Annotated in this window: 22 protein-coding genes and 1 tRNA gene; 19 read left to right on the forward strand and 4 right to left on the reverse strand. The window is 33.0% G+C overall.

Annotated elements, in window-relative coordinates; all coding sequences use genetic code 11:
• The first annotated feature begins 22 nt into the window (after positions 1-22).
• Entirely contained in the window at positions 23-790 is a 768-nt protein-coding gene (locus NCC77_RS06955) for an amidohydrolase (RefSeq protein WP_250834935.1), read from the forward strand.
• On the opposite strand, the gene NCC77_RS06960 is transcribed toward NCC77_RS06955, so the two are convergent.
• The gene (locus NCC77_RS06960) at positions 787-2475 is read right to left on the reverse strand and encodes an Ig-like domain-containing domain (RefSeq protein WP_250834936.1); all 1689 of its coding nucleotides are present in this window, start codon (positions 2473-2475) and stop codon (positions 787-789) included. The genes NCC77_RS06955 and NCC77_RS06960 overlap by 4 nt on opposite strands.
• A gap of 293 nt (positions 2476-2768) precedes the next feature.
• On the opposite strand from NCC77_RS06960, the gene NCC77_RS06965 reads away from it, so the two are divergent.
• The 5 genes from NCC77_RS06965 to NCC77_RS06985 all read left to right on the forward strand — a co-directional run bounded on the left by NCC77_RS06965 (position 2769) and on the right by NCC77_RS06985 (position 7174).
• Positions 2769-3644 carry a hypothetical protein gene (locus NCC77_RS06965; protein WP_250834937.1) on the forward strand — a complete coding sequence of 292 codons (876 nt, stop codon included), beginning with the start codon at positions 2769-2771 and terminating at the stop codon, positions 3642-3644.
• A complete protein-coding gene (locus NCC77_RS06970) occupies positions 3604-5964 on the forward strand; it encodes a hypothetical protein (RefSeq protein ID WP_250834938.1) in 2361 nt (786 codons plus the stop codon). The genes NCC77_RS06965 and NCC77_RS06970 overlap by 41 nt, the downstream gene beginning before the upstream one ends.
• Before the next feature lie 7 nt (positions 5965-5971).
• Positions 5972-6376, forward strand: coding sequence for a methylmalonyl-CoA epimerase (mce, locus tag NCC77_RS06975; RefSeq protein ID WP_095928359.1), 405 nt, complete (start codon positions 5972-5974; stop codon positions 6374-6376).
• Positions 6377-6523: 147 nt separating this feature from the next.
• A tRNA-Ile gene (locus NCC77_RS06980) sits at positions 6524-6597 on the forward strand.
• A 157-nt stretch (positions 6598-6754) separates the two neighbouring features.
• On the forward strand, positions 6755-7174 hold the full coding sequence (locus NCC77_RS06985; RefSeq protein ID WP_284705081.1) for a very short patch repair endonuclease: 420 nt from the start codon (positions 6755-6757) through the stop codon (positions 7172-7174).
• On the opposite strand, the gene dcm is transcribed toward NCC77_RS06985, so the two are convergent.
• Positions 7171-8157: a DNA (cytosine-5-)-methyltransferase gene (gene dcm, locus NCC77_RS06990; protein WP_250834940.1), complete on the reverse strand. Its 987-nt coding sequence runs from the start codon at positions 8155-8157 to the stop codon at positions 7171-7173. The two genes, NCC77_RS06985 and dcm, sit on opposite strands and share 4 nt — an antisense overlap.
• 477 nt (positions 8158-8634) lie before the next feature.
• Here dcm and NCC77_RS06995 point away from each other — a divergent pair, with 477 nt between their 5' ends.
• Complete coding sequence (locus NCC77_RS06995; protein WP_250834941.1) at positions 8635-8904, forward strand: hypothetical protein; 270 nt, start codon at positions 8635-8637, stop codon at positions 8902-8904.
• A gap of 32 nt (positions 8905-8936) precedes the next feature.
• Here NCC77_RS06995 and NCC77_RS07000 read toward each other — a convergent pair whose 3' ends face one another.
• Entirely contained in the window at positions 8937-9527 is a 591-nt protein-coding gene (locus NCC77_RS07000; protein WP_250834942.1) for a riboflavin synthase, read from the reverse strand.
• A 57-nt stretch (positions 9528-9584) separates the two neighbouring features.
• Here NCC77_RS07000 and pdxA point away from each other — a divergent pair, with 57 nt between their 5' ends.
• From pdxA to NCC77_RS07060, 12 genes are all read left to right on the forward strand, one after another.
• A complete protein-coding gene (pdxA, locus tag NCC77_RS07005; RefSeq protein ID WP_250834943.1) occupies positions 9585-10634 on the forward strand; it encodes a 4-hydroxythreonine-4-phosphate dehydrogenase PdxA in 1050 nt (349 codons plus the stop codon).
• Positions 10635-10739: 105 nt separating this feature from the next.
• Positions 10740-11282, forward strand: coding sequence for a YceD family protein (locus tag NCC77_RS07010; protein WP_250834944.1), 543 nt, complete (start codon positions 10740-10742; stop codon positions 11280-11282).
• A 9-nt stretch (positions 11283-11291) separates the two neighbouring features.
• Positions 11292-11486 (forward strand): 50S ribosomal protein L32, encoded by a 195-nt coding sequence (gene rpmF, locus NCC77_RS07015; protein ID WP_008465217.1) that lies wholly within the window; start codon positions 11292-11294, stop codon positions 11484-11486.
• Positions 11487-11661: 175 nt separating this feature from the next.
• A complete protein-coding gene (locus NCC77_RS07020; protein ID WP_095928351.1) occupies positions 11662-12660 on the forward strand; it encodes a beta-ketoacyl-ACP synthase III in 999 nt (332 codons plus the stop codon).
• Between the two features lie 23 nt (positions 12661-12683).
• A complete protein-coding gene (accB, locus tag NCC77_RS07025; RefSeq protein WP_095928350.1) occupies positions 12684-13169 on the forward strand; it encodes an acetyl-CoA carboxylase biotin carboxyl carrier protein in 486 nt (161 codons plus the stop codon).
• A gap of 110 nt (positions 13170-13279) precedes the next feature.
• Positions 13280-14626 (forward strand): acetyl-CoA carboxylase biotin carboxylase subunit, encoded by a 1347-nt coding sequence (accC, locus tag NCC77_RS07030; protein ID WP_095928349.1) that lies wholly within the window; start codon positions 13280-13282, stop codon positions 14624-14626.
• Positions 14627-14970: 344 nt separating this feature from the next.
• A complete protein-coding gene (locus NCC77_RS07035) occupies positions 14971-15267 on the forward strand; it encodes a hypothetical protein (RefSeq protein ID WP_250834945.1) in 297 nt (98 codons plus the stop codon).
• A 75-nt stretch (positions 15268-15342) separates the two neighbouring features.
• The gene (locus NCC77_RS07040) at positions 15343-15639 is read left to right on the forward strand and encodes a hypothetical protein (protein WP_248728511.1); all 297 of its coding nucleotides are present in this window, start codon (positions 15343-15345) and stop codon (positions 15637-15639) included.
• 28 nt (positions 15640-15667) lie between these two features.
• Positions 15668-15958 (forward strand): hypothetical protein, encoded by a 291-nt coding sequence (locus NCC77_RS07045; RefSeq protein ID WP_248728510.1) that lies wholly within the window; start codon positions 15668-15670, stop codon positions 15956-15958.
• 18 nt (positions 15959-15976) lie between these two features.
• Positions 15977-16270 (forward strand): PepSY-like domain-containing protein, encoded by a 294-nt coding sequence (locus NCC77_RS07050; RefSeq protein ID WP_250834946.1) that lies wholly within the window; start codon positions 15977-15979, stop codon positions 16268-16270.
• A 14-nt stretch (positions 16271-16284) separates the two neighbouring features.
• A complete protein-coding gene (locus NCC77_RS07055; protein ID WP_250834947.1) occupies positions 16285-16581 on the forward strand; it encodes a PepSY-like domain-containing protein in 297 nt (98 codons plus the stop codon).
• Positions 16582-16717: 136 nt separating this feature from the next.
• The gene (locus tag NCC77_RS07060) at positions 16718-18073 is read left to right on the forward strand and encodes a sigma-54-dependent transcriptional regulator (protein WP_250834948.1); all 1356 of its coding nucleotides are present in this window, start codon (positions 16718-16720) and stop codon (positions 18071-18073) included.
• 39 nt (positions 18074-18112) lie between these two features.
• Here the strand turns inward: NCC77_RS07060 and NCC77_RS07065 are convergent, their stop codons facing one another.
• Positions 18113-20551: an ATP-binding protein gene (locus NCC77_RS07065; protein ID WP_250834949.1), complete on the reverse strand. Its 2439-nt coding sequence runs from the start codon at positions 20549-20551 to the stop codon at positions 18113-18115.
• Between the last annotated feature and the right edge of the window lie 92 nt (positions 20552-20643).

Below are 20643 nucleotides of genomic sequence, written 5' to 3' on the forward strand. Positions count from 1 at the left end.
TTCTACTTATCTCTAAAATCTGATGAAAATTGCTTTAATCCAAACCGATCTTTTTTGGCAAGATGCCAGTAAAAACAGAGAAAATTTTGATTTAAAAATTGATGAAATTCAATCGGAAGTCAATCTCATTGTGCTCCCTGAAATGTTTTCGACCGGATTTACAATGAATGCTTCTGAGGTTGCCGAAACAATGCAAGGAGAAACGATTGAATGGATGAAATTGAAAGCAAAACAAAAAAATGCTGCCGTAACAGGAAGTGTTGTTATCACAGAAAACGAGAAGTTTTATAATAGGATGTTTTTTGTTTTTCCGTCAGGAGAATTTCAGTATTACGATAAAAGACATTCTTTTTCTCTCGCCGGTGAAGACAAAGTGTACACCTGCGGAAATAAAAAGGTAATTATAGATTATCTAGATTGGAAAATATGTCTGCAGGTTTGTTACGATTTGAGATTTCCGGTTTTTGTACGTAATGTAGAAAACTACGACCTTATTTTGTATGTCGCAAATTGGCCAAAAGTACGCACCAATGCTTGGGATGCTTTGCTAAAAGCACGTGCCATAGAAAATCTTTCGTATGTGGTCGGAGTAAACAGAATTGGTAATGATGCTCACGATTATGAACATATTGGCCATTCTCAAGCAATAGATTTTTTGGGCAATTATATTTTAGAGCCACAAGAAAAAAATGGTGTCTTTGTCGTAGAATTAGACAAAAACACCATGTATGAAACGCGTAAAAAATTAGACTTTTTAAGCGATAGAGATCAGTTTGAAATTAAGTTTTAAAAGGCTTTTCGTTTCTTTTCTGCTTCTTTTTTCTTTTTATCGTCTTGTTTCTTCTCGACTTCTGGATTAAAAGGAATGCTCAAGTCAATTGTTTCGTTCCGATCCCAATTGGCGCGCACATCAAATTCTTCTTGATTATAAAATACTTCTTCTGCGTATTTCTTTTCTAAGAAATTACCAGTGTCGTATTGTTTGTTTTTATTGTCGTCATAAATAATGCGCACAGTAAAAACATCAGGTTGCAGTAGATTGAATTCTAAAGTAGTTGCGCCTTCAGAATACCCTTCGGCTAAAACTACATCTCCTTTTTTATTGGTCAATTCAACAATTATAGGAAAACGTTTGACATTTTTAAGAGTCAATATCAGATTTCCATAGTCAGCATGTTCTTTAGTGCTGAGTTTATAAGATAAAGTATCATTTGTCTTTTCATAAAAATCGGTCAAAGCACCTGGTAAGAAAGTAAAACTATATTTGTCCAATGGTTCTTTTTGGAAATCGAAATATAATTTTTGTTCAAATTCATCATATTCTGTTGTATAAGGAACAGCAACAGAATCTTTATTGACCAAAGCGATTTTAGATTTGTCAAATTTTACCAACGGAGTTTCGGTTTCCAAAGTAAAACGTTCTCTAAAATTAATCTGACCGTTTTGTACCGCTTTAATATTTAAAGTATCTTTTTTTAAGGCTTTAATCTTGAACGAAAATCTTTTTTTATAATCTCCTTTTTCAACTTCCATTGATAACGAATCGGCTTTTATTGGTTTGTACCAAACTTGAAGCGAATCTTTTTTAGGAAACTGCGTTGCGATAGTTTCAAGAACTTCGTCGCCATTTTTAAGTGTAATTTTTGGTTTTGAATTTTTGAAATCCTGTTTTCCTTCATAAGGAAGAAACAAACGGTTTCCTGAAGCTTGAATAGGTTTGAAAGCTTTTAATGGCAATGTTTCTTTAAATAGTTCCACCTCATAAACCGTGTCCGACGGAATTGTGATATAACTTTTCAAAAATCCGATTTTGTCATCTTTTGGATTAAATTTATTGTTTGAACCTTTATCTTTTAACGCTACCAAAAGATATTTTCCTTCTCTTAAATTTTCAAACTGAAAAGTTCGCATACTGTCCAAAGTGTTCGTAATGTAGCGCGGAAACTCTTTGTAAATGGTAGAATCTTTAAATTTATCATTTACCTCATATAACATTACAGAAACGAAATTGTCAACATACTTTCCGTACGCATCTTTAATTTTCCCGTTCAGTTTAAGTGAATCGATATGAGATCCAGTCGAAAACACATATTTAAATTGGTTTAGCGCGTTTCCTTCATTATTGTCTGTAATCGCCTGTCCAAAATTTAAACTATAAGTTGTATTGGGTTGCAAAGTATCTCGAAGTTCGATCTTTATAAATTTGCTGACATTTGTAGGCGTAATTAATGGCTCATTTTTTAAAGGCGGAGAAATAATAAGCTGTTTATTGGTGTTTTTAAGTTTGACATATTCGTCAAAATTTAAAGTAATTGTGTTTCCTTTAAAATCGGTTGTAAAGTTTTTAGGCAAACTTGATACCAAAACAGGAGGTAACGTATCTTTTAAACCGCCGGTAATGCTGCCTCTTTTGGCGCAGCTTATCATGGATATTAGAATTACAAATGCAATGTATTTTAAGGTGTCTTTCAACATAACGGTTTTTCAATTTGATTGCACAAAATAACGATTATATTTGCTTTAATTGAAATTTTTTATCCATTTATTAGGATTTGGGACTTTTGGAAATCTTCCAAAATTTTAGTGTTTAAAATGCTATAATTTCTTACTTTTGAATTAAAATGTAATTTTCCTAAGTTTTGTTCAAGCGATTTTTCCCAGTTTTGTTTCTCTTTTTAATGTTATCATGCACTAAAAGTGAAAAGCTCGTAATCTCCTTTTATTACTGGAAAACAATCTTCAAATTTTCTGAAACGGAAAAAGAAGCATTGAAAGAAAACAATGTACAGAAACTTTATGTAAGGTATTTTGACATTGGAATTCATCTAGAATCTAATTTTCCAATTCCGATTAGCCCAATTCGATTTGAAGAAAATCCAAAGGAATATGCTATAGTTCCAGTTGTTTTTATTCAGAACAAAGTCATGCTCCAGCCTAATCTTGATGTGAAGGATTTGGCTCAAAAAACCTTTGATTTTATAGAACAAATCAATTCTAAAAACAAAATCGCGTGTCACGAAATTCAAATTGATTGCGATTGGACCTTAAAAAGCAAAGAGAATTATTTAAAATTTATAGAGGTTTTTAAAAAACTTTCGAAGAAGAAACTTTCAGCTACCATTCGATTGCATCAGGTGAAATATTTCAAAAAGACAAAAATTCCAAATGTCGATTCTGGAGTTTTGATGTATTACAACATGGGATCCATTGCGCCCGATTCTCTAAATTCTATTTACGATAAGAAAGTGGCAGAACGATATCTTAAAAGTTTAAAAAGATATCCTCTTCATTTAGATTTTGCTTTTCCAATTTATTCGTGGGGAGTTCATATTAGAAATAATAAAGTGATCGGACTTCGTTCTAAAATGAATAGTAGAGAACTAGAGAAAGATTCCAATTTTGAAAAAACAAGTCCGATTTTTTTCAGGGTAAAACATTCCAACTATAAAAATGGTGTTTTTTATGAAGAAAACGATCTCTTGAAAATAGAAGAAATAAAACCAAAAGATTTAAAAGAAATGGCAGAAGATTTGCAAGATAATCTTGTTGAAAAGCCAAACGAAATTATATTTTACGATTTAGACGAATTCAATTTAAAAACTTATGAAAAAAATACTTTTAAGCAGATTATTTCTTGCTTCTAGTGCCGTTTTGCTTTCTGCATTCGGAATTATATATGCCTGCGCAGACGGAGATTGGGATTATTTAGGATCTTATAATTCAAATTTTACCCCAGAAACTTTTGCCGATAAATCGTATTCGCCTTTGTTTTTATCTGGTGGTATTTTTTACGGAATTGGTTTTGATACCCAGCATAATTCTCGTTTTAATAAAAATATAAAATCAGATTGGGCAGATTATCTAAAAGGAAAAGTTGATACCACAACTGTCAATTATTTTTTGATTGGTGATGAAAAGCCTAGATATTATTCTGATGACAAAAATACCATCAAAAATAAAGAAGAAATAGAAGGTTTGCATCTTTATTATAAAACAAAAAAAGAAAATAAAAGCACGCAAAAATGGGGCAAAAAGCTGAATCTGAAAGAGGAGAAAGTAAAAAACTTTGTCGAGTTTTTGTATTTGGCTCAAAAAATAGAAACGGTTTCTATTGGAGACGATTATTGGAGCTACGATCCCGTTGTGGCAAAAACGTTCAACGATGCCAAAATGATTCAGTCGATAGAAAATGTATATAATACTTTATCAGATCCGTTTTTGAAAAACAGATATTGGTTCTTGACCATGAAAGCGCGTTTTTATAGTAACGACAAACAAAAAGCAATTGATTTTTTTAATAAAACAGAAAGTTCTGTTATCAGAAATACTTTGTATTATCGCGCTTTAGCGTATGTTGCCGGTATTAATTATAAACAAAAAAAATACGCGACTTCTAACTATTTATACGCTCAGGTTTTTGATAAATGTCCAGAATTAAGAGTGGTTACAGCTTATAGCTTTAAACCAAAAAACGAGTCAGATTGGACTAAGGCTTTAGCGTTGGCAAAAGACAATAAAGAAAAAGCGGCGCTTTGGGCAATTCATGGATATTATAAAGACGAAAAACAGGCAATTGAAAAAATCTACGAATTAGATCCTAAAAGCGAACATTTAAATTATCTCGGAACAAGATTGGTTAATTCGCTAGAGCAAAAAATAAACAATTCGTTTCAGACGGATGGGCAAGGAGAGAATCAGAAACCAAAACCGCAAACTGTTGCTGAAAATAAAACAGAAAACAAAGCAAAAGTTGATAATAGCGCCATCGATTTAATTGCAAAAATTTCTGCTGCAGGAAATGCCGATAAGCCTTATTTGTGGGATATTGCACTTGGATATCTTCAAACGCTAAAAGGCGATTATGCCAATGCAGATAAAAATTACAGCAAAGCAGAAAAAACGCTTCCGAAAACGGAATTGGCGGGAATGCAGCTTCGTTTGTTGCGTTTTGTAAATAATTTAAGCAAGATTGATAAGCTGACGGATAAGAACGAGAAAACTATTCTGGCTGATTTAAATTGGTTATACACAGGACTTCCTAAAAATTATAAAGGAGATACATTTCGTTATCAAAATGCTTCTTCATGGAGCAGAATCTATTTGTCGCATTTATATAAAGAAAAAGGAAATCAGGTTATGGCTGAGATTTATGGAGAATCACGCTATAGCTACTGGAATGATGGAAATGCATATTATGACAATGAAAAGAATTTGTTGGCAATAAAAAGCTTTTTGGAAAAAACTAATAAATCTGAAATCGAGAAAATTGGTGCTGGAATTTATAGTTTAAAACTGAAGGATATTAATAATTTTCAAGCAATTCAGTCCACTTTCAAAAACAAAATTCCAGAAGCAATTGCTTTTATGCAACAAACAGATTCTGTTCAGTACGTTAAATTCTTAGGAAATCCGTTTAACGGAAATATAAAAGATTGTCATGATTGCGAGCACGCGGCGTATCAGAAAAGAAAATATACTTTTATGGATTTCTTGACCACAATAAAAGAAATGCAGGATAAATTGGCTCAGAAAGAAGATGTTTACACCAATAGCCTTTTGTTAGGAAATGCGTTTTATAATATTTCTCATTTTGGAAACGGAAGAACTTTTTACGAGATGAGCATTGTAGGGTACGGGTCGGGCCCATATTCTTTTAGAGATACGATGAAAGAAATGATTACGAATAATTCGGTTTCTAAAATGTATTATCAGAAAGCTTTTGAAGCCACTTCAAATAAGGAACAAAAAGCAAAATGTTTGTATCTGATTTCGAAATGCGAACGAAATGACTATTACAATAAAAAATATAATACTGTAAATAGCTATTGGGAAATTCAAGATGATAAAGTTAATTTTATCGCTTGGAACTCGTTCAAAGCTTTAAGAAAAGACTATTCGGATACGAAATATTATCAGGATGTAATTGCTGAATGTGGTTATTTTAATACATACATAAATCAATAATGAAGTAATGGTAAATAAAATAGAACATATTGGGATTGCGGTAAAAAACATGGACGATGCTAATGTTTTGTTTGAAAAAATGCTTGGTGTTCCGTCTTATAAAATGGAAGCGGTAGAAAGCGAAGGGGTTTTAACGTCCTTTTTTCAGACGGGAAATAATAAAATCGAACTTTTGGTAGCAACAAACCCCGAAAGTCCTATTGCTAAATTCTTGGAGAAAAAAGGAGAAGGGATTCATCATATCGCTTTTGATGTTGATGATATCGAAGCCGAAATTGCACGTTTAAAAAACGAAGGTTTTGTCTTGATTAATGAAGTTCCGAAGAAAGGAGCAGATAATAAATTGGTTGTTTTTCTGCATCCGAAGAACACAAATGGCGTTTTGGTCGAGCTTTGTCAAGAAATTAAATAAAAAAATGTCATTTTAATTTTTGAATAAGAGGTTGAAAATCAATTTCGTTTTTGAGTTTCGAAGAAAGATTTAAAATTAAATTGAAAATCATGTCTTAAAATATTTGGAGTGAATGAAAAATAGTAGTAATATTGCATCCTCTAAACCGGTCCTATAGCTCAGCTGGTTAGAGCACCTGACTCATAATCAGGTGGTCCCTGGTTCGAGCCCAGGTGGGACCACTCTTTTAGAAACATAAAGCCTTTACAGAAATGTAAAGGCTTTTTTGTTTTTCGGTTTTTTGAAGTGTGAAAAATGAAATTTTGTCTCTTATTATTTAAACGTCCATTTCTGTAAAATCCCTTAACTTTATCCATCCAAAACAAATTTAATCTTCAGATGGATAGATTAACTCCCGAACAAAGGAGGAAAACTATGCAGGCGATAAAAAGCACTGCTACAAAAGGCGAAGTAAGGCTTGCAAAAGCATTATGGAAATTGGGTCACAGATACCGAAAAAATAACAAAAAGGTATTTGGAAGGCCTGATCTTACTTTTGCCAAATATAAAATTGCCATTTTTGTTGACAGCGAATTTTTTCATGGAAAAGATTGGGAAACACAGCAATTGAGAATTAAAACGAATCGAGAATATTGGATTCCAAAAATTGAGAGAAATATTGAGCGTGACGAAGAAGTTAACGCTTTTCTTATTTCTGAAAACTGGACGATTCTGAGGTTTTGGAGTAAAGAAATAGAGAAAAATCTCGAGGTTTGCTTGGCAAAAATTGAAGGAACAATTATGCTTTTAAGTATTTAAACTTTTTCAGCTTTTAGCTTTCTAGCTTCAGCTTTCTCAATGCATTTGAATATTTCAGAAGCAATCCTTTCTATAACGGGCATACTTACAGAATTTCCAGCTTGTTTGTAAAGGCTGGAATTTGAAATTTTGGGTAATTTGTAATGATCTGGAAATCCTTGAAAACGAAAACATTCTCTTGGTGTTAATTTTCTAAAGCCAAATTCTGTTGTGATGATCGGAACATTGTGGCCGCCGGTTCCCATGTTTGCGGTTAAAGTAGGACAAACTTCTTTTTTATTTTCTCGAACATACTGCCTCCTGAATTGATAAATTCTGTCTTCTCTAACAACGGCTTCCTTTAGCATGTTGTACATGTATTTGTCTTCGGTGTAATAGAATTTTTTATCGACTTTTTCTTTTGTAATTAAGTCGGTAACCTTTTTTGTTAATTCTTCTTTCTCTGGGAAATTAAATTTAAAGCCTTTTTTTACAAATTTTTTATCAAAAGCAACCATGAAAATTCGCTCACGATTATGCGGAATATTTCCGAAATCTTTAGTGTTTAAGATAGCGCTGTCAAAAGTATAATCGCGTTTTTTAATCTCGCGCTGAATTACTTTCATTGTATTTCCTTTATCATGTCCTTTTAGGTTTTTGACATTCTCAAGGAACACTACTTTAGGGCGCATTTCATCAATGAAATCTAATATTTTAAAAAAATGATTTCCTCTGCTGTCTTTAAAACCTTTTCGATGCCCAGCTAGAGAAAAGGGTTGGCATGGAAATCCAGCTGTAAGGATATCAATTTTATTAAGATCTTTTACGTCGAGTTGCATTACATCTCCTTCAATAAGAGTGTGCTCGAAATTGTTTCTGTAGGTAACACAGGCCTTTTTGTCAAATTCATTTGCCCACTCTAATTTAAAACCTGCATTTTCAAAACCTAAACAAATACCGCCAACGCCTGCGTATAAACTTCCGACTGTATATGGTTTTTTCATTTGATTAATTAAAATTAAAAATAGATTTGTATTTGAAGTTTAAAATCTTTTGGAATTGGATTGGATTTGTGTTTTGATTTTACAAATATATTAATTTGAGAACATTCTCTTGAATATGTAATTAAAGTTGAATCCAAAGTTCTTTTTTTTTGCGTATATTAGGTGAAAGAGATTTTTAAGAGGGTTAAGAAGATTACTTTTATTACGATAAGTAAATTCTTATAGCCTTTTGGGTCTTGTGAATAGTGTTGTAAATGAACGTTGTTCTTCTAGAACGTTTTCTGAAAAGGATTAGAAGTGTTTTTAAGAAAAATGTTAAAATTTGTTCTGGATTTTTGGTTTTAAAAGTTGGTTTTGAGTAAAAAACTTATACTTTTGTCCAAGATTTTGGAAATGGAAATGCGTTTGTGCGAAATTTCTATTAAAGAATATTTGTCAATAATTATCTAGAATTGCTGTTTGCAATAGCTTGAATTTATGAAAAATCTAAAAGCCCCATTTTTAGTAATTGCCTTATTTTTGAATGTTTTAATTGTGTCTGCAGAAACTTCTTCGCATCCGCCTACTCCTAGTGCGAGTACGGCGAGAAGTATGACTACAACGGCTGAAGAAGAGTGTCCTCCATTGTATCCCGACTGTGATGATGCTTTTCCAATAAATCAAAATATTTTATTTCTAGCAATCGGAGGTTTGGCTTTAGGCCTTACATTCATATATAAAAATCAAATAAAAAAAGCTTCAATTTAAATTGAAGCTTTTTTTATGGAAAATCTAAAAGATTACTTGTTTATCGAATAAAGTCTAGAGATGTATTTTCCAACTACATCAAATTCAAGGTTGATTTTTGTTCCAACTTTGAAGTCTTTAAAATTAGTGTGTTCATAAGTATATGGAATAATGGAAACACTAAATTCATTCGTTTTAGAATTTACAACCGTAAGACTAACGCCATTTACTGTAATCGAACCTTTTTCGATTGTGATATTGTTTAGGTTTTTATCGTATTCAAAAGTATAATTCCAGCTTCCGTTTGCTTCTTCAATTTTAACACAGGTTCCAGTTTGATCTACGTGGCCTTGTACGATATGTCCGTCTAGGCGGTCGCCAAGTTTCATCCCTCTCTCTAAATTTACAATATCGCCGGTTTTCCAATCGCTAATATTGGTTTTTAGAATAGTTTCTTCGATTGCCGTTACGGTATAAAGAGAATCTTTAATAGCTACTACTGTAAGGCATATTCCGTTGTGCGAAACGCTTTGGTCTATTTTTAATTCGTGAGTTATGGATGAGTCAACTGTTATATGAAGATTGTTTTGATCTTTTTGAATTTCGTGAATCCTTCCGAGTGTTTCTATAATTCCTGTGAACATTGTGGTTTTATTTTACTAAATTTGCACATCAAAATTAGTAATAAATAAACTGAGCTCATGAATAAAAAAGCAGAAAATATAATTGTTGGAATTTCAGTTGGAGATTTAAACGGTATTGGAAGCGAAGTTATACTGAAAACATTCGAAGATTCTCGTATGTTGGAATTGTGTACGCCGGTTATTTTTGCAAATGCTAAAATTCTTTCATTCGTTAGAAAAAACTTTACGTCGACGATTCAATTTCATGGAGTTGATAAATTAGATCAAATTATTCCAGGTAAAGTAAATGTTCTGAATCTTTGGAGAGAAGGAGTTGATATAAACTTTGGGGTAAATGATCCTAAAATAGGAGAATATGCAATTAAATCTTTTACGGCAGCAACGAAAGCTTTGAAAGATGGCGAAATAGATGTTTTAGTAACGGCTCCTATTAATAAATATAATATACAGTCTGAGGATTTTAAATTTCCTGGGCACACCGATTATTTGAATCAGGAATTAGATGGCGATGCGCTAATGATGATGGTTCAAGATAATTTACGAGTGGGCTTAATTACAGATCATGTGCCTTTAAACGAAGTTGCTTCTCATTTAACAGAAGAATTGATAACTAGAAAAATAGAAACTGTAAGAAAATCTTTGATTCAGGATTTTAGTATAGTGAAGCCGAAAATTGCAGTTTTAGGACTCAATCCGCATGCTGGTGATGGCGGTGTGATTGGAAAAGAAGATGATTTGATTTTGAAGCCAACTTTAAAGAAAATCTTCGATTCGGGAACAATGGCTTTTGGTCCATTTCCTGCAGATGGTTTTTTTGGAAGCAGTCAATATGAAAAATATGATGCTATCGTGGCAATGTATCACGATCAAGGATTAATTCCGTTTAAGACATTGTCTTTTGGAAAAGGCGTGAATTATACAGCAGGTTTAAATAAAGTTAGAACCTCTCCAGACCACGGTACAGCTTATGATATTGCTGGAAAAGATATGGCAGATTACAATTCTTTTAAAGAAGCAGTCTATCTTGCGATTGATATTTTTCGCTCGCGTAATCAGTATGAGGAGATTAGCCAAAAACCTCTTAAAATAAAAGAAAAACAGTTATAAACAAAAAAAGGTCAATAAGATTATTAGATTTGTAATAATTTTATATCTTTGCACCCCAATTCAGATATCTAGTTTTAGAATCGAATTGATCAAATTGATGTTGAAATGAGCAAAACAAAAGAATTTTTAATTCCTTTCGTAGGATTAAAACTAGGAAAACACCATTTTGAGTATCAAATAAATAACGAGTTCTTTAAGAATTTTGAATACGATGAGTTTCAAAGTTCAGATATTAAAGTTAATGTGCTTTTCGAAAAGAAAAGTACTATGTTAGAGTTAGAATTCAAACACAAAGGAACAGTTAACGTGCCTTGTGATCTAACAGGCGAAGATTTTGATTTACCTATAAAAGGGAAAATGAAGTTAATTGTTCGCTTTGGAGACGAATTTAATGATGATAATGAAGAATTGTTGATTTTGCCACATGGTGAACACGAGATAGATGTAGCGCAATATATTTATGAAATGATCGCGCTTTCTGTACCTCACAAAAGAATTCATCCAGGTGTTAAAGACGGAAGTCTACAAACAGAGGCTTTGACAAAACTGAATGAGTTAAGTGTAAAAGAACAAAAGGAAGAGAGTAACAAAGAAGAAGATATTGACCCGCGTTGGGAAAAATTAAAGAAACTATTAACGGATAAATAATATAGTAAAATGGCACATCCTAAGAGAAAAACCTCGAAAACAAGAAGAGATAAGAGAAGAACACATTACAAAGCTACTGTAGCTCAAATCGCTACATGTCCTATTACAGGTGAGGCGCATTTATACCACAGAGCTTACTGGCATGAAGGTAAAATGTACTACAGAGGGCAAGTTGTTATCGATAAATCTGAAGCGGTTGCTTAATACGTTTTTGTAAATTATACTAGAACTCTCACATAGTGAGAGTTTTTTTTGTTGATTATAATTTTCGTTTTTTAGGAAAATATAGACAAATTCGTTACGTTTTTTTTTGTAATTTTCGGGTCTTTTAAAAATTTTTCAAATTATCCATAATTTGAAAATAAAATAATAGAATATAATGAATACAATCACAGCCGCAATTACCGCTGTTGGAGCTTATGTTCCTGACTTCGTTCTTTCGAACCAAGTATTAGAAACAATGGTTGATACCAATGATGAGTGGATTACCGCTCGAACAGGAATTAAAGAAAGAAGAATTCTTAAAGATGCTGATAAAGGTACATCTTACCTTGCTATACAAGCAGCAAAGGATTTAATTGCAAAAGCAAATATTGATCCGCTTGAGATTGATATGATTATAATGGCAACTGCAACACCAGATATGATGGTGGCTTCTACAGGAGTATTTGTTGCAACAGAAATTGGAGCAACAAATGCATTTGCATACGATTTGCAAGCGGCATGTTCAAGTTTCTTATACGGAATGTCTACAGCTGCAGCATATGTTCAGTCTGGACGTTACAAAAAAGTACTTTTAATTGGTGCCGATAAAATGTCATCTATTGTAGATTATACGGATAGAGCAACTTGTATTATTTTTGGAGATGGAGCTGGAGCAGTTCTTTTCGAACCAAATTATGAAGGTTTAGGTTTGCAGGATGAATATTTAAGAAGTGATGGTGTAGGGCGTGACTTCCTTAAAATACCAGCAGGAGGTTCTTTGATTCCGCCTTCTGAAGATACTGTAAAAAATAGACAGCACAATATTATGCAAGACGGTAAAACTGTTTTTAAATATGCTGTAACTAATATGGCAGATGCCAGCGAATTGATTTTGCAAAGAAATAATTTGACAAATCAAGATGTTGACTGGTTAGTGCCACACCAAGCTAATAAACGTATTATTGATGCTACTGCTGGGAGATTAGAATTGGAAGATTCTAAAGTTTTAGTAAATATTGAGAAATACGGAAATACTACTTCTGGAACTTTACCATTAGTACTGGCTGATTTTGAAAATAAGCTTAAAAAGGGAGATAACATTATCTTTGCCGCTTTTGGTGGTGGATTCACTTGGGGATCTATCTATTTAAAATGGGCTTACGATAAAAAATAAATTAAAACTAAAAACGAATCATTATGGATTTAAAAGAAATTCAAAACCTAATCAAATTTGTTGCAAATTCGGGCGTTGCAGAAGTGAAGTTAGAAATGGATGATGTAAAAATCACGATCAGAACAACTTTAGAAACAAATGTAACTGAAGCAACTTACGTACAGCAATTACCTGCTCAGGCAGCTTTACCTCAAGCGGCAGTTCCACAAGTAACGGCTCCAACAGTTGTAAGTGTAACTCCAGAAGCACCAGCTGCTAACGATTCTAAATATATTACTATAAAATCTCCAATCATTGGTACATTTTATAGAAAACCATCTCCAGATAAACCAGTTTTTACAGAAGTTGGAAGCACTGTTTCTAAAGGAGACGTTCTTTGTGTAATTGAAGCAATGAAATTATTCAACGAAATCGAATCTGAAGTTTCTGGTAAAATTGTAAAAATTCTAGTTGACGATATGTCTCCAGTAGAATTTGACCAACCTTTATTCTTAGTAGATCCATCATAAATAAATTTAGATTTTAGATTTTAGATTTTAGATTGATCTGACAGAATTAATACATCAGGCATCTAAAATTATCTAATTATCAAATTGTCTAATTATCTAATTAAAATAAGATGTTTAAAAAAATATTAATTGCGAATAGAGGAGAAATTGCACTACGTGTAATTCGTACATGTAAGGAAATGGGAATCAAAACTGTTGCAGTTTACTCTACAGCCGATGCAGAAAGTTTACATGTTAAATTTGCTGATGAAGCGGTTTGTATTGGTCCTCCTCCGAGTAACTTATCGTATTTGAAAATGTCAAATATCATTGCTGCTGCAGAAATTACAAATGCAGACGCAATACATCCAGGTTATGGATTTCTTTCTGAGAATGCTAAATTCTCAAAAATCTGTCAAGAGCATGGAATTAAATTTATCGGTGCTGCTCCAGAAATGATCGACCGAATGGGAGATAAAGCTTCTGCTAAAGCTACAATGAAAGCGGCAGGAGTACCTTGTGTGCCAGGTTCAGACGGATTGTTAGAATCTTACGAACATGCACAAAAAGTAGCTAAAGAAATTGGTTACCCAGTTATGATGAAAGCTACTGCTGGTGGTGGTGGAAAAGGAATGCGTGCAATCTGGAAAGAAGAAGAGCTTTTAAAAGCTTGGGAAAGTGCGCGTCAAGAAGCTGCTGCAGCATTTGGAAATGACGGAATGTACATGGAGAAACTTATTGAAGAGCCTCGTCATATCGAAATTCAAGTTGTTGGAGATTCTTACGGAAAAGCATGTCACCTTTCTGAAAGAGACTGTTCTGTGCAACGTCGTCACCAAAAACTAACTGAAGAAACACCTTCGCCTTTCATGACAGACGATCTTCGTGCAAGAATGGGAGAAGCTGCTGTAAAGGCTGCTGAATTCATTAAATATGAAGGAGCTGGAACTGTAGAGTTTCTTGTGGATAAACACAGAAATTTTTACTTCATGGAAATGAATACTCGTATTCAGGTTGAGCACCCAATTACAGAACAAGTTATTGATTATGATTTGATCCGTGAGCAAATTATGGTTGCTGCCGGAATTCCAATTTCTGGTAAAAACTACCTTCCACAATTACATGCTATCGAAGTTCGTATTAATGCTGAAGATCCTTACAACGATTTTCGTCCTTCACCAGGAAAAATTACTACGCTTCATATGCCAGGAGGACACGGAGTTCGTTTAGATACTCACGTATATTCAGGATATAGCATTCCACCAAACTACGATTCTATGATTGCTAAGTTAATTACAACTGCGCAGTCTCGTGAAGAAGCTATTAGCAAAATGCGTAGAGCTTTGGATGAGTTCGTAATCGAAGGTGTGAAAACTACAATACCTTTCCACAGACAATTAATGGATGATCCAAAATATATTGCAGGAGATTATACAACTGCATTTATGGATACATTTAAAATGAATAGTCCAGAATAATTATAAAGGCTTCCAAATTTGGAAGCCTTTTTTCTTTTACAAAATTCCAATCTCGAAACTTGGGGATAAATTCCAAATCCCAAAATCTCGAACTTTTACTCCTTTCTTGGAATTTGTGATTTTAAAATTTGTAATTTCTTTCGAAAGGTTACACTAAAAGTGTTTACTTATTACACACCTTTTTTCTCATTTACACACCTTTCGCGTTTTATCTTTTTTTGTTATATTTGATGTAAAGTCTTTTAATACAGGTTTTTACGGTCTTTGGCATGGCTCTTTTCTTTTACGGCATAATAATTTCATTACTTAAAGCGTAAACAACTATTAATTTAAATATATACGTTATGAAAAATTTATTTTTATCAGCCGCAATTGTTTTAGGAAGTTTAACTTCATTTGCTTCAACTACTCCAATTACTCATACAAATGTAAAAGTAGTTTCTATCGCAGACGATTATACAGAAATCAAATTAGAAGAATTACCAGCTGCGATTAAAGACGCTTTGAAAAAAGCATATCCAGAAGCAGTAATTACTAAAGCATATAAAAACGAAAAAGAACAGTATAAACTTGACGTAACTGTTGGCGACAAAGTAGGAAACTTATTTGCTAATGCAGACGGAACTTGGATTGCACAATAATCTAAAAATCAGGTTTTGTGAAAATCCGGATCAAGAATACTAAGATCAAATTAACTATATTAAAAAACAACTATCATGAAAAATTTATTTTTATCAGCCGCAATCGTTTTGGGAGGTTTAACATCATTTGCTTCAACTTCGCCAATCTCAAATACAATCGTAAAAACAATCTCTATCCAAGATGATTATACAGAAATTAAATTGGAAGAAGTTCCAGCAGCAATTACAGATGCTCTTAAAAAAGCATATCCAGATGCTGTGCTTTCTAAAGCATTTAAAAACACAAAATCTGAATACAAGCTTGAAGTAACTGTTGGAGATAAATCAGGGAATCTTTTTGCTAACGCAGATGGAACTTGGATTAAAAAATAATTAAGTCTAACCCTTAAAAACTATTACTATGAAAAAGTTAATCTTATCGGCAGCAATTGTTTTAGGCAGTTTGTCGATGAACGCAGAAACCCCTGTTGCAACCAATTTAATGGTGCAGACAGTAAATGATCAGGATGGATACAAAGAAGTAGATGGAGTTCCCGCAGCCGTAAAAAAAGGCTTAGATGAAGCTTATCCTGGTGTAGTGCTTGAGAAAGCATGGGTAAATGATAAAAAGGAGTACAAAATTGAGATAACCGTTCGAGGTGAAAAATCGATCGTTTATACAGACGCTTCTGGTAACATTCTTAAAAAATAATTTAAACCACTAAATATTATGAAAAAGTTAATCTTATCAGCAGCGATTGTATTAGGAAGTTTTACAGTAAATGCTATGGTTCTTCCAGCAGTTTCGATTTCTCAATCAGTATTCGTTCAAAGTGAGTTTACTGAAGTAGCTATAGATGCCGTTCCGGCCGCTGTAAAATCTACACTTGAAAAATCTTTCCCGAATACTAAGCTAGAAAAAGCTTATAAAAACGAGAAAAATGAGTACAAACTTGAGATTTCAAGTGGAGAAAAGAAGTATACTATTTTTACAGATGCTTCTGGAAATATCATTAAGAAATAATTAAAATCAGCATCATGAAAAAACTAATCTTATCAGCAATAGTGGTTCTAGGAACTATGTCAATACACGCAAATGTATTGCCTGTTTCTCCAAACACTAAAGCAACTGTAGCTATTCAGTCAGAATACACAGAGGTTACAGTAGATGCTGTGCCTGCACCTGTGAAAACAGCTTTGCAGACAGCTTATCCAGGAGCAAAACTGGATAAAGCATTTGTCAATGACAAAAAAGAGTACAAACTAGAAATATCAGTTGGAGACCAAAAGGCTACTGTTTACTCAGATGTCAATGGTAACTGGTTGAAGATATAATTAGGTGAATTTAGATTTATGTTTTTGGTGAAAAAGAGATTGCATTGTGCAATCTCTTTTTTTTTACATATTTTGCATAATTTTATGAAATAACAAGTTTAATAATATTATTTTAGCAAAAAGACCCTACAAACAAATGCCGAAGATATTACTGATAGAAGATGATATTGCGTTCTGTAAATTATTAGAGAAATTTCTAATCAAAAAAGCCTATGAGGTAACCACTACTTTCTCAGCAACAGAAGCGCGTGAAGCAGTTAAAAATGAATCATTCGATTTGATTTTGACCGACCTTCGCTTGCCTGATTCTGATGGTATCGGACTTATGTCTGAATTTAAAAATTCTCACCCACATATTCCGGTTATTTTAATGACAGGATATTCTGATGTAAACACTGCTGTTAAAGCCATAAAAAATGGAGCGGCAGATTATATTTCTAAACCATTTAATCCAGACGAGGTTCTTCTTGTAATTACCAATGCACTACAAGCACCAAAAGAGGAAGAAGAACAAGCTCCTGTAAAAGAAAAAAAGACAGTAAAAAAGCAGGCTTCATCGGGAGACAATGAGTTTGTAAAAGGAATTTCTGTTGCATCCAAAAAACTTCTAGATCATATTCAATTGGTAAGCCCGACAGATATGTCAGTTTTAATAATTGGTGAAAGCGGTACAGGAAAAGAAATCATTGCTAAAAGCATTCATCAGCAAAGCAGAAGAAAAGACAATAATTTTATTGCAGTAGACTGCGGAGCGATTCCGAAAGAATTGGCTGCAAGCGAATTTTTTGGACATCTAAAAGGATCTTTTACTGGAGCAATCAATGATAAAAAAGGATATTTTGAAGCTGCCAATGGCGGAACTTTGTTTTTAGACGAAATTGGAAATCTTTCATACGAAAATCAAATTCAGTTATTGAGAGCACTTCAGGAAAGAAAAATCAAACCCGTTGGAAGCAATAAAGAAATAAACGTCGATATACGCATTATTACGGCTACCAATGAAGATTTACGCGAGGCAGTAAAAAACGGCGATTTTAGAGAAGATTTATACCATAGAATCAATGAATTTTCAATCCAGTCACCATCTTTAAAAGATCGAGGCGAAGATTTAATGGTTTTTGCAGATTATTTCTTAGAAAAAGCCAATCAGCAATTGCATAAAGATGTTATTGGGTTTTCTCCAGAAGTGGTTTCTATTTTTCAGAACTACTCTTGGCCAGGAAATTTACGAGAATTGCAAAACTGTGTAAAACGTGCCACTCTTTTAACTCGTGGTGATTTTATAGAAAGTGATGTGCTTCCAGCAGAATTTTTTCAGATCCAAAATCAGCCTGCCGCAACTGCCGAAGTTTTCTCATTGTCTGAAAACGAAAAAGAAACTATTATTAGTGCCTTGTCAAAAACGCAAAATAATAAATCTGAAGCAGCAAAACTGCTGAAGATTACCAGAAAAACACTTTACAATAAATTGAAACAATATAATATCGAATAAAAAAAGCAGTCTCTTTAAGACTGCTTTTTTATTGCTTCATTAAATCTCTTGTTTCAATTCCTTAAAAAGGACTTCTACTTTTTCAGATAAATCTGCGTACGTTGCTTTTATATCGATTGTATTTAAATCTTCTTTTTCTAAATTTTTTAAAATTTCGCCAATCTCATTTGCCTGAATTTGCTTGAACATGGGAGCAATACGATGCGCAATAGATTTTATTTCATCATGATTTTTCTCTTGAACGGCAGCTTTTAAAAAACCTAAATTTTCGATCGATGTTTCTATAAAAGACTTCAAAACTTCTTTCAAAGCCGATTCATCCTGACCTAGAAAATCTTTCAAAGTTTCTAAAGAATATATTTGAGAAGCATTTTCATTTGCATTCTCTGTATATTCAGTTATCGGAATTTCTTCATGATCTAAAATATGCTGAATCGTCTCGAGCAAAATTTTTGGCGAATAAGGTTTCTTTATAACTGTTGTAAAACCAGCATTTTTATAAACTGAAAGATCCAAATCGGTGCGGCCAGTCAATGCGATTACAGGCTGATTTTTAAAAATGGTATCTGGAAGTTCACGAAGTTTTTCTAAAAATAGAAATCCGTCTATTTCTGGCATTTGAATATCAGTAATGACAAAATCAAAAGGCGTGGTCTCAATCGTTGCTAAAGCTTTTGCCGGATTAGTAAAAGAATAAACCCTATGCTGTTCTTGTTTTAAAACCCCGCTTGTTAGATTCAAAAGATTAATGTCGTCATCAACAACAATAAAAGTTTGTGTTTTACTGCTTTTTGCCGTCTTAGGTTTTAGTTCGGTTGCAGTAAAGTTTTGGCTATTATCGAATAATAAAGGCAGTTTAATAAGGAATGTGCTTCCTTTTCCAAAAATACTATCTAAAGTTAAATTGCCGCCCAGAATAGAAATGATCTTCTGACAAATTGATAACCCTAAACCAGTTCCGCCATATTTCTTTTCAATGTTTTCATTCGCTTGGGCAAATTCTTCAAAAACCAATTTCTGATTTGCTTTTTCAATTCCAATTCCGGTATCTTGAATTGAAATGGTAAAAAACTGATCGTCATTTATGTAAGCGGCAATTCGAATATGGCCTTCCTCGGTAAATTTATAAGCATTTCCGATAATGTTAGTCAAGATTTGTTTTAAACGAAATGGATCGCCTACAATACGTTTCTGAAATTGTTCGTCTACATTGATAATAAGATCAATGTCTTTTTGCTTGTAAACCGTTTGAATATTTCTGGCCACATCTTCAATGATTTCCGGCAACGAAAATGGAACTTTTTCTATAGAAATTTTCCCTGCTTCGATCTGCGAAAAATCGAGTAGATCCTGAACCAATTGCGTAATATATTCAGACGAGTTTTTAATATTTTTAATAAAATAGGATTGCTTCGTATTGATGTCTGAATTTCCTAAAAGTTCAGAATAACCAACAATGGTGCTCAAAGGTGTTTTTAAATCGTGACTCACTGTCGAGATTAATTGTTCACGGCTTTTTAGCAGATTTTTGGTTTTGAAATTCGCGATTTCGAGCTGTTTTTTATACAATTGAGATTTTGAATAATCGCTTACAATTAGAATCGAGAAAAAAACCGTCAGCAATAAACCGATAACTGCCGAAGCCGTTACAATTTCGTTGACTCTTTTTAATGATTTTTCTTTTAATGAATTGTTTTTGATCGAATTGATAATGATTTCTCGCTCAATAATTCGAAGTATTTTTCTAAGTTGATCTGAAATTGCAATTTCATTCTGAAGCAGTTTGTTTTCTTCAAAATTTAAAGATTCTTTTTTCTTTTCGGCTTTTATTTTTACAGAACTCAAAAGCTTTTTAGAATTGGCCAAAATAGAATCTGAAGCTTTTTTGCTCAATGTATTGGTGCTGTCGTCTGGAATGTTCGAATTTAAATAATCAACATATTGCTGTAAAACACTTCGCTGATAACTCCCCAACTGATTTGGGTTTTTAGTGAAATCCTGAAGTTCGAGTTTTCTCAAATTGAACTCCATTTTCGTGATTTCATCAATAGCATTGTTTACAGAAGTTTCATCGTCTGCTTTATTCTTGATTTCTCTTAACTGTTTAATGTTTTCTGTCTTTTCAGACAAAAAATATGTTACACTATCTAGAAGTGTTTTTTGATATTCGGTAGTAACAACTTGCTTTAAAGTATCGATACGTTTGCGAAGAGAATCGGTTTCGATAAGATAATTTTTAAAATCTTTTTCGGAGTTGTTCTGAATGGTTTGCCTTGCTAAACTTTCGGTTTTATAAACATTAGAATACAATCTGCTGACTCTGATAATTTTGTTTTTTTCTAAAGCAATCTTATCTTCCAGTTTATTGTAAACTACATTTTCAGAATAAAGAAACCATCCAACTGTAACAACCAAAGCCAATAATGCAACATAGCTGAATAAAACTTTAATTGCGGTGTAGCTTCTTTTTGTTTCCATATTTTGCTTGAAAGATTTGAGGGAATGGGGGTATTATTAAAATATTGCAATTTATCTAAAAAAATCTGTTTTACGAAGAGTAAATCTACCCA

This window comes from Flavobacterium tyrosinilyticum (assembly GCF_023656565.1).
In the GTDB taxonomy this organism is placed as follows: Bacteria; Bacteroidota; Bacteroidia; order Flavobacteriales; family Flavobacteriaceae; genus Flavobacterium; species Flavobacterium tyrosinilyticum.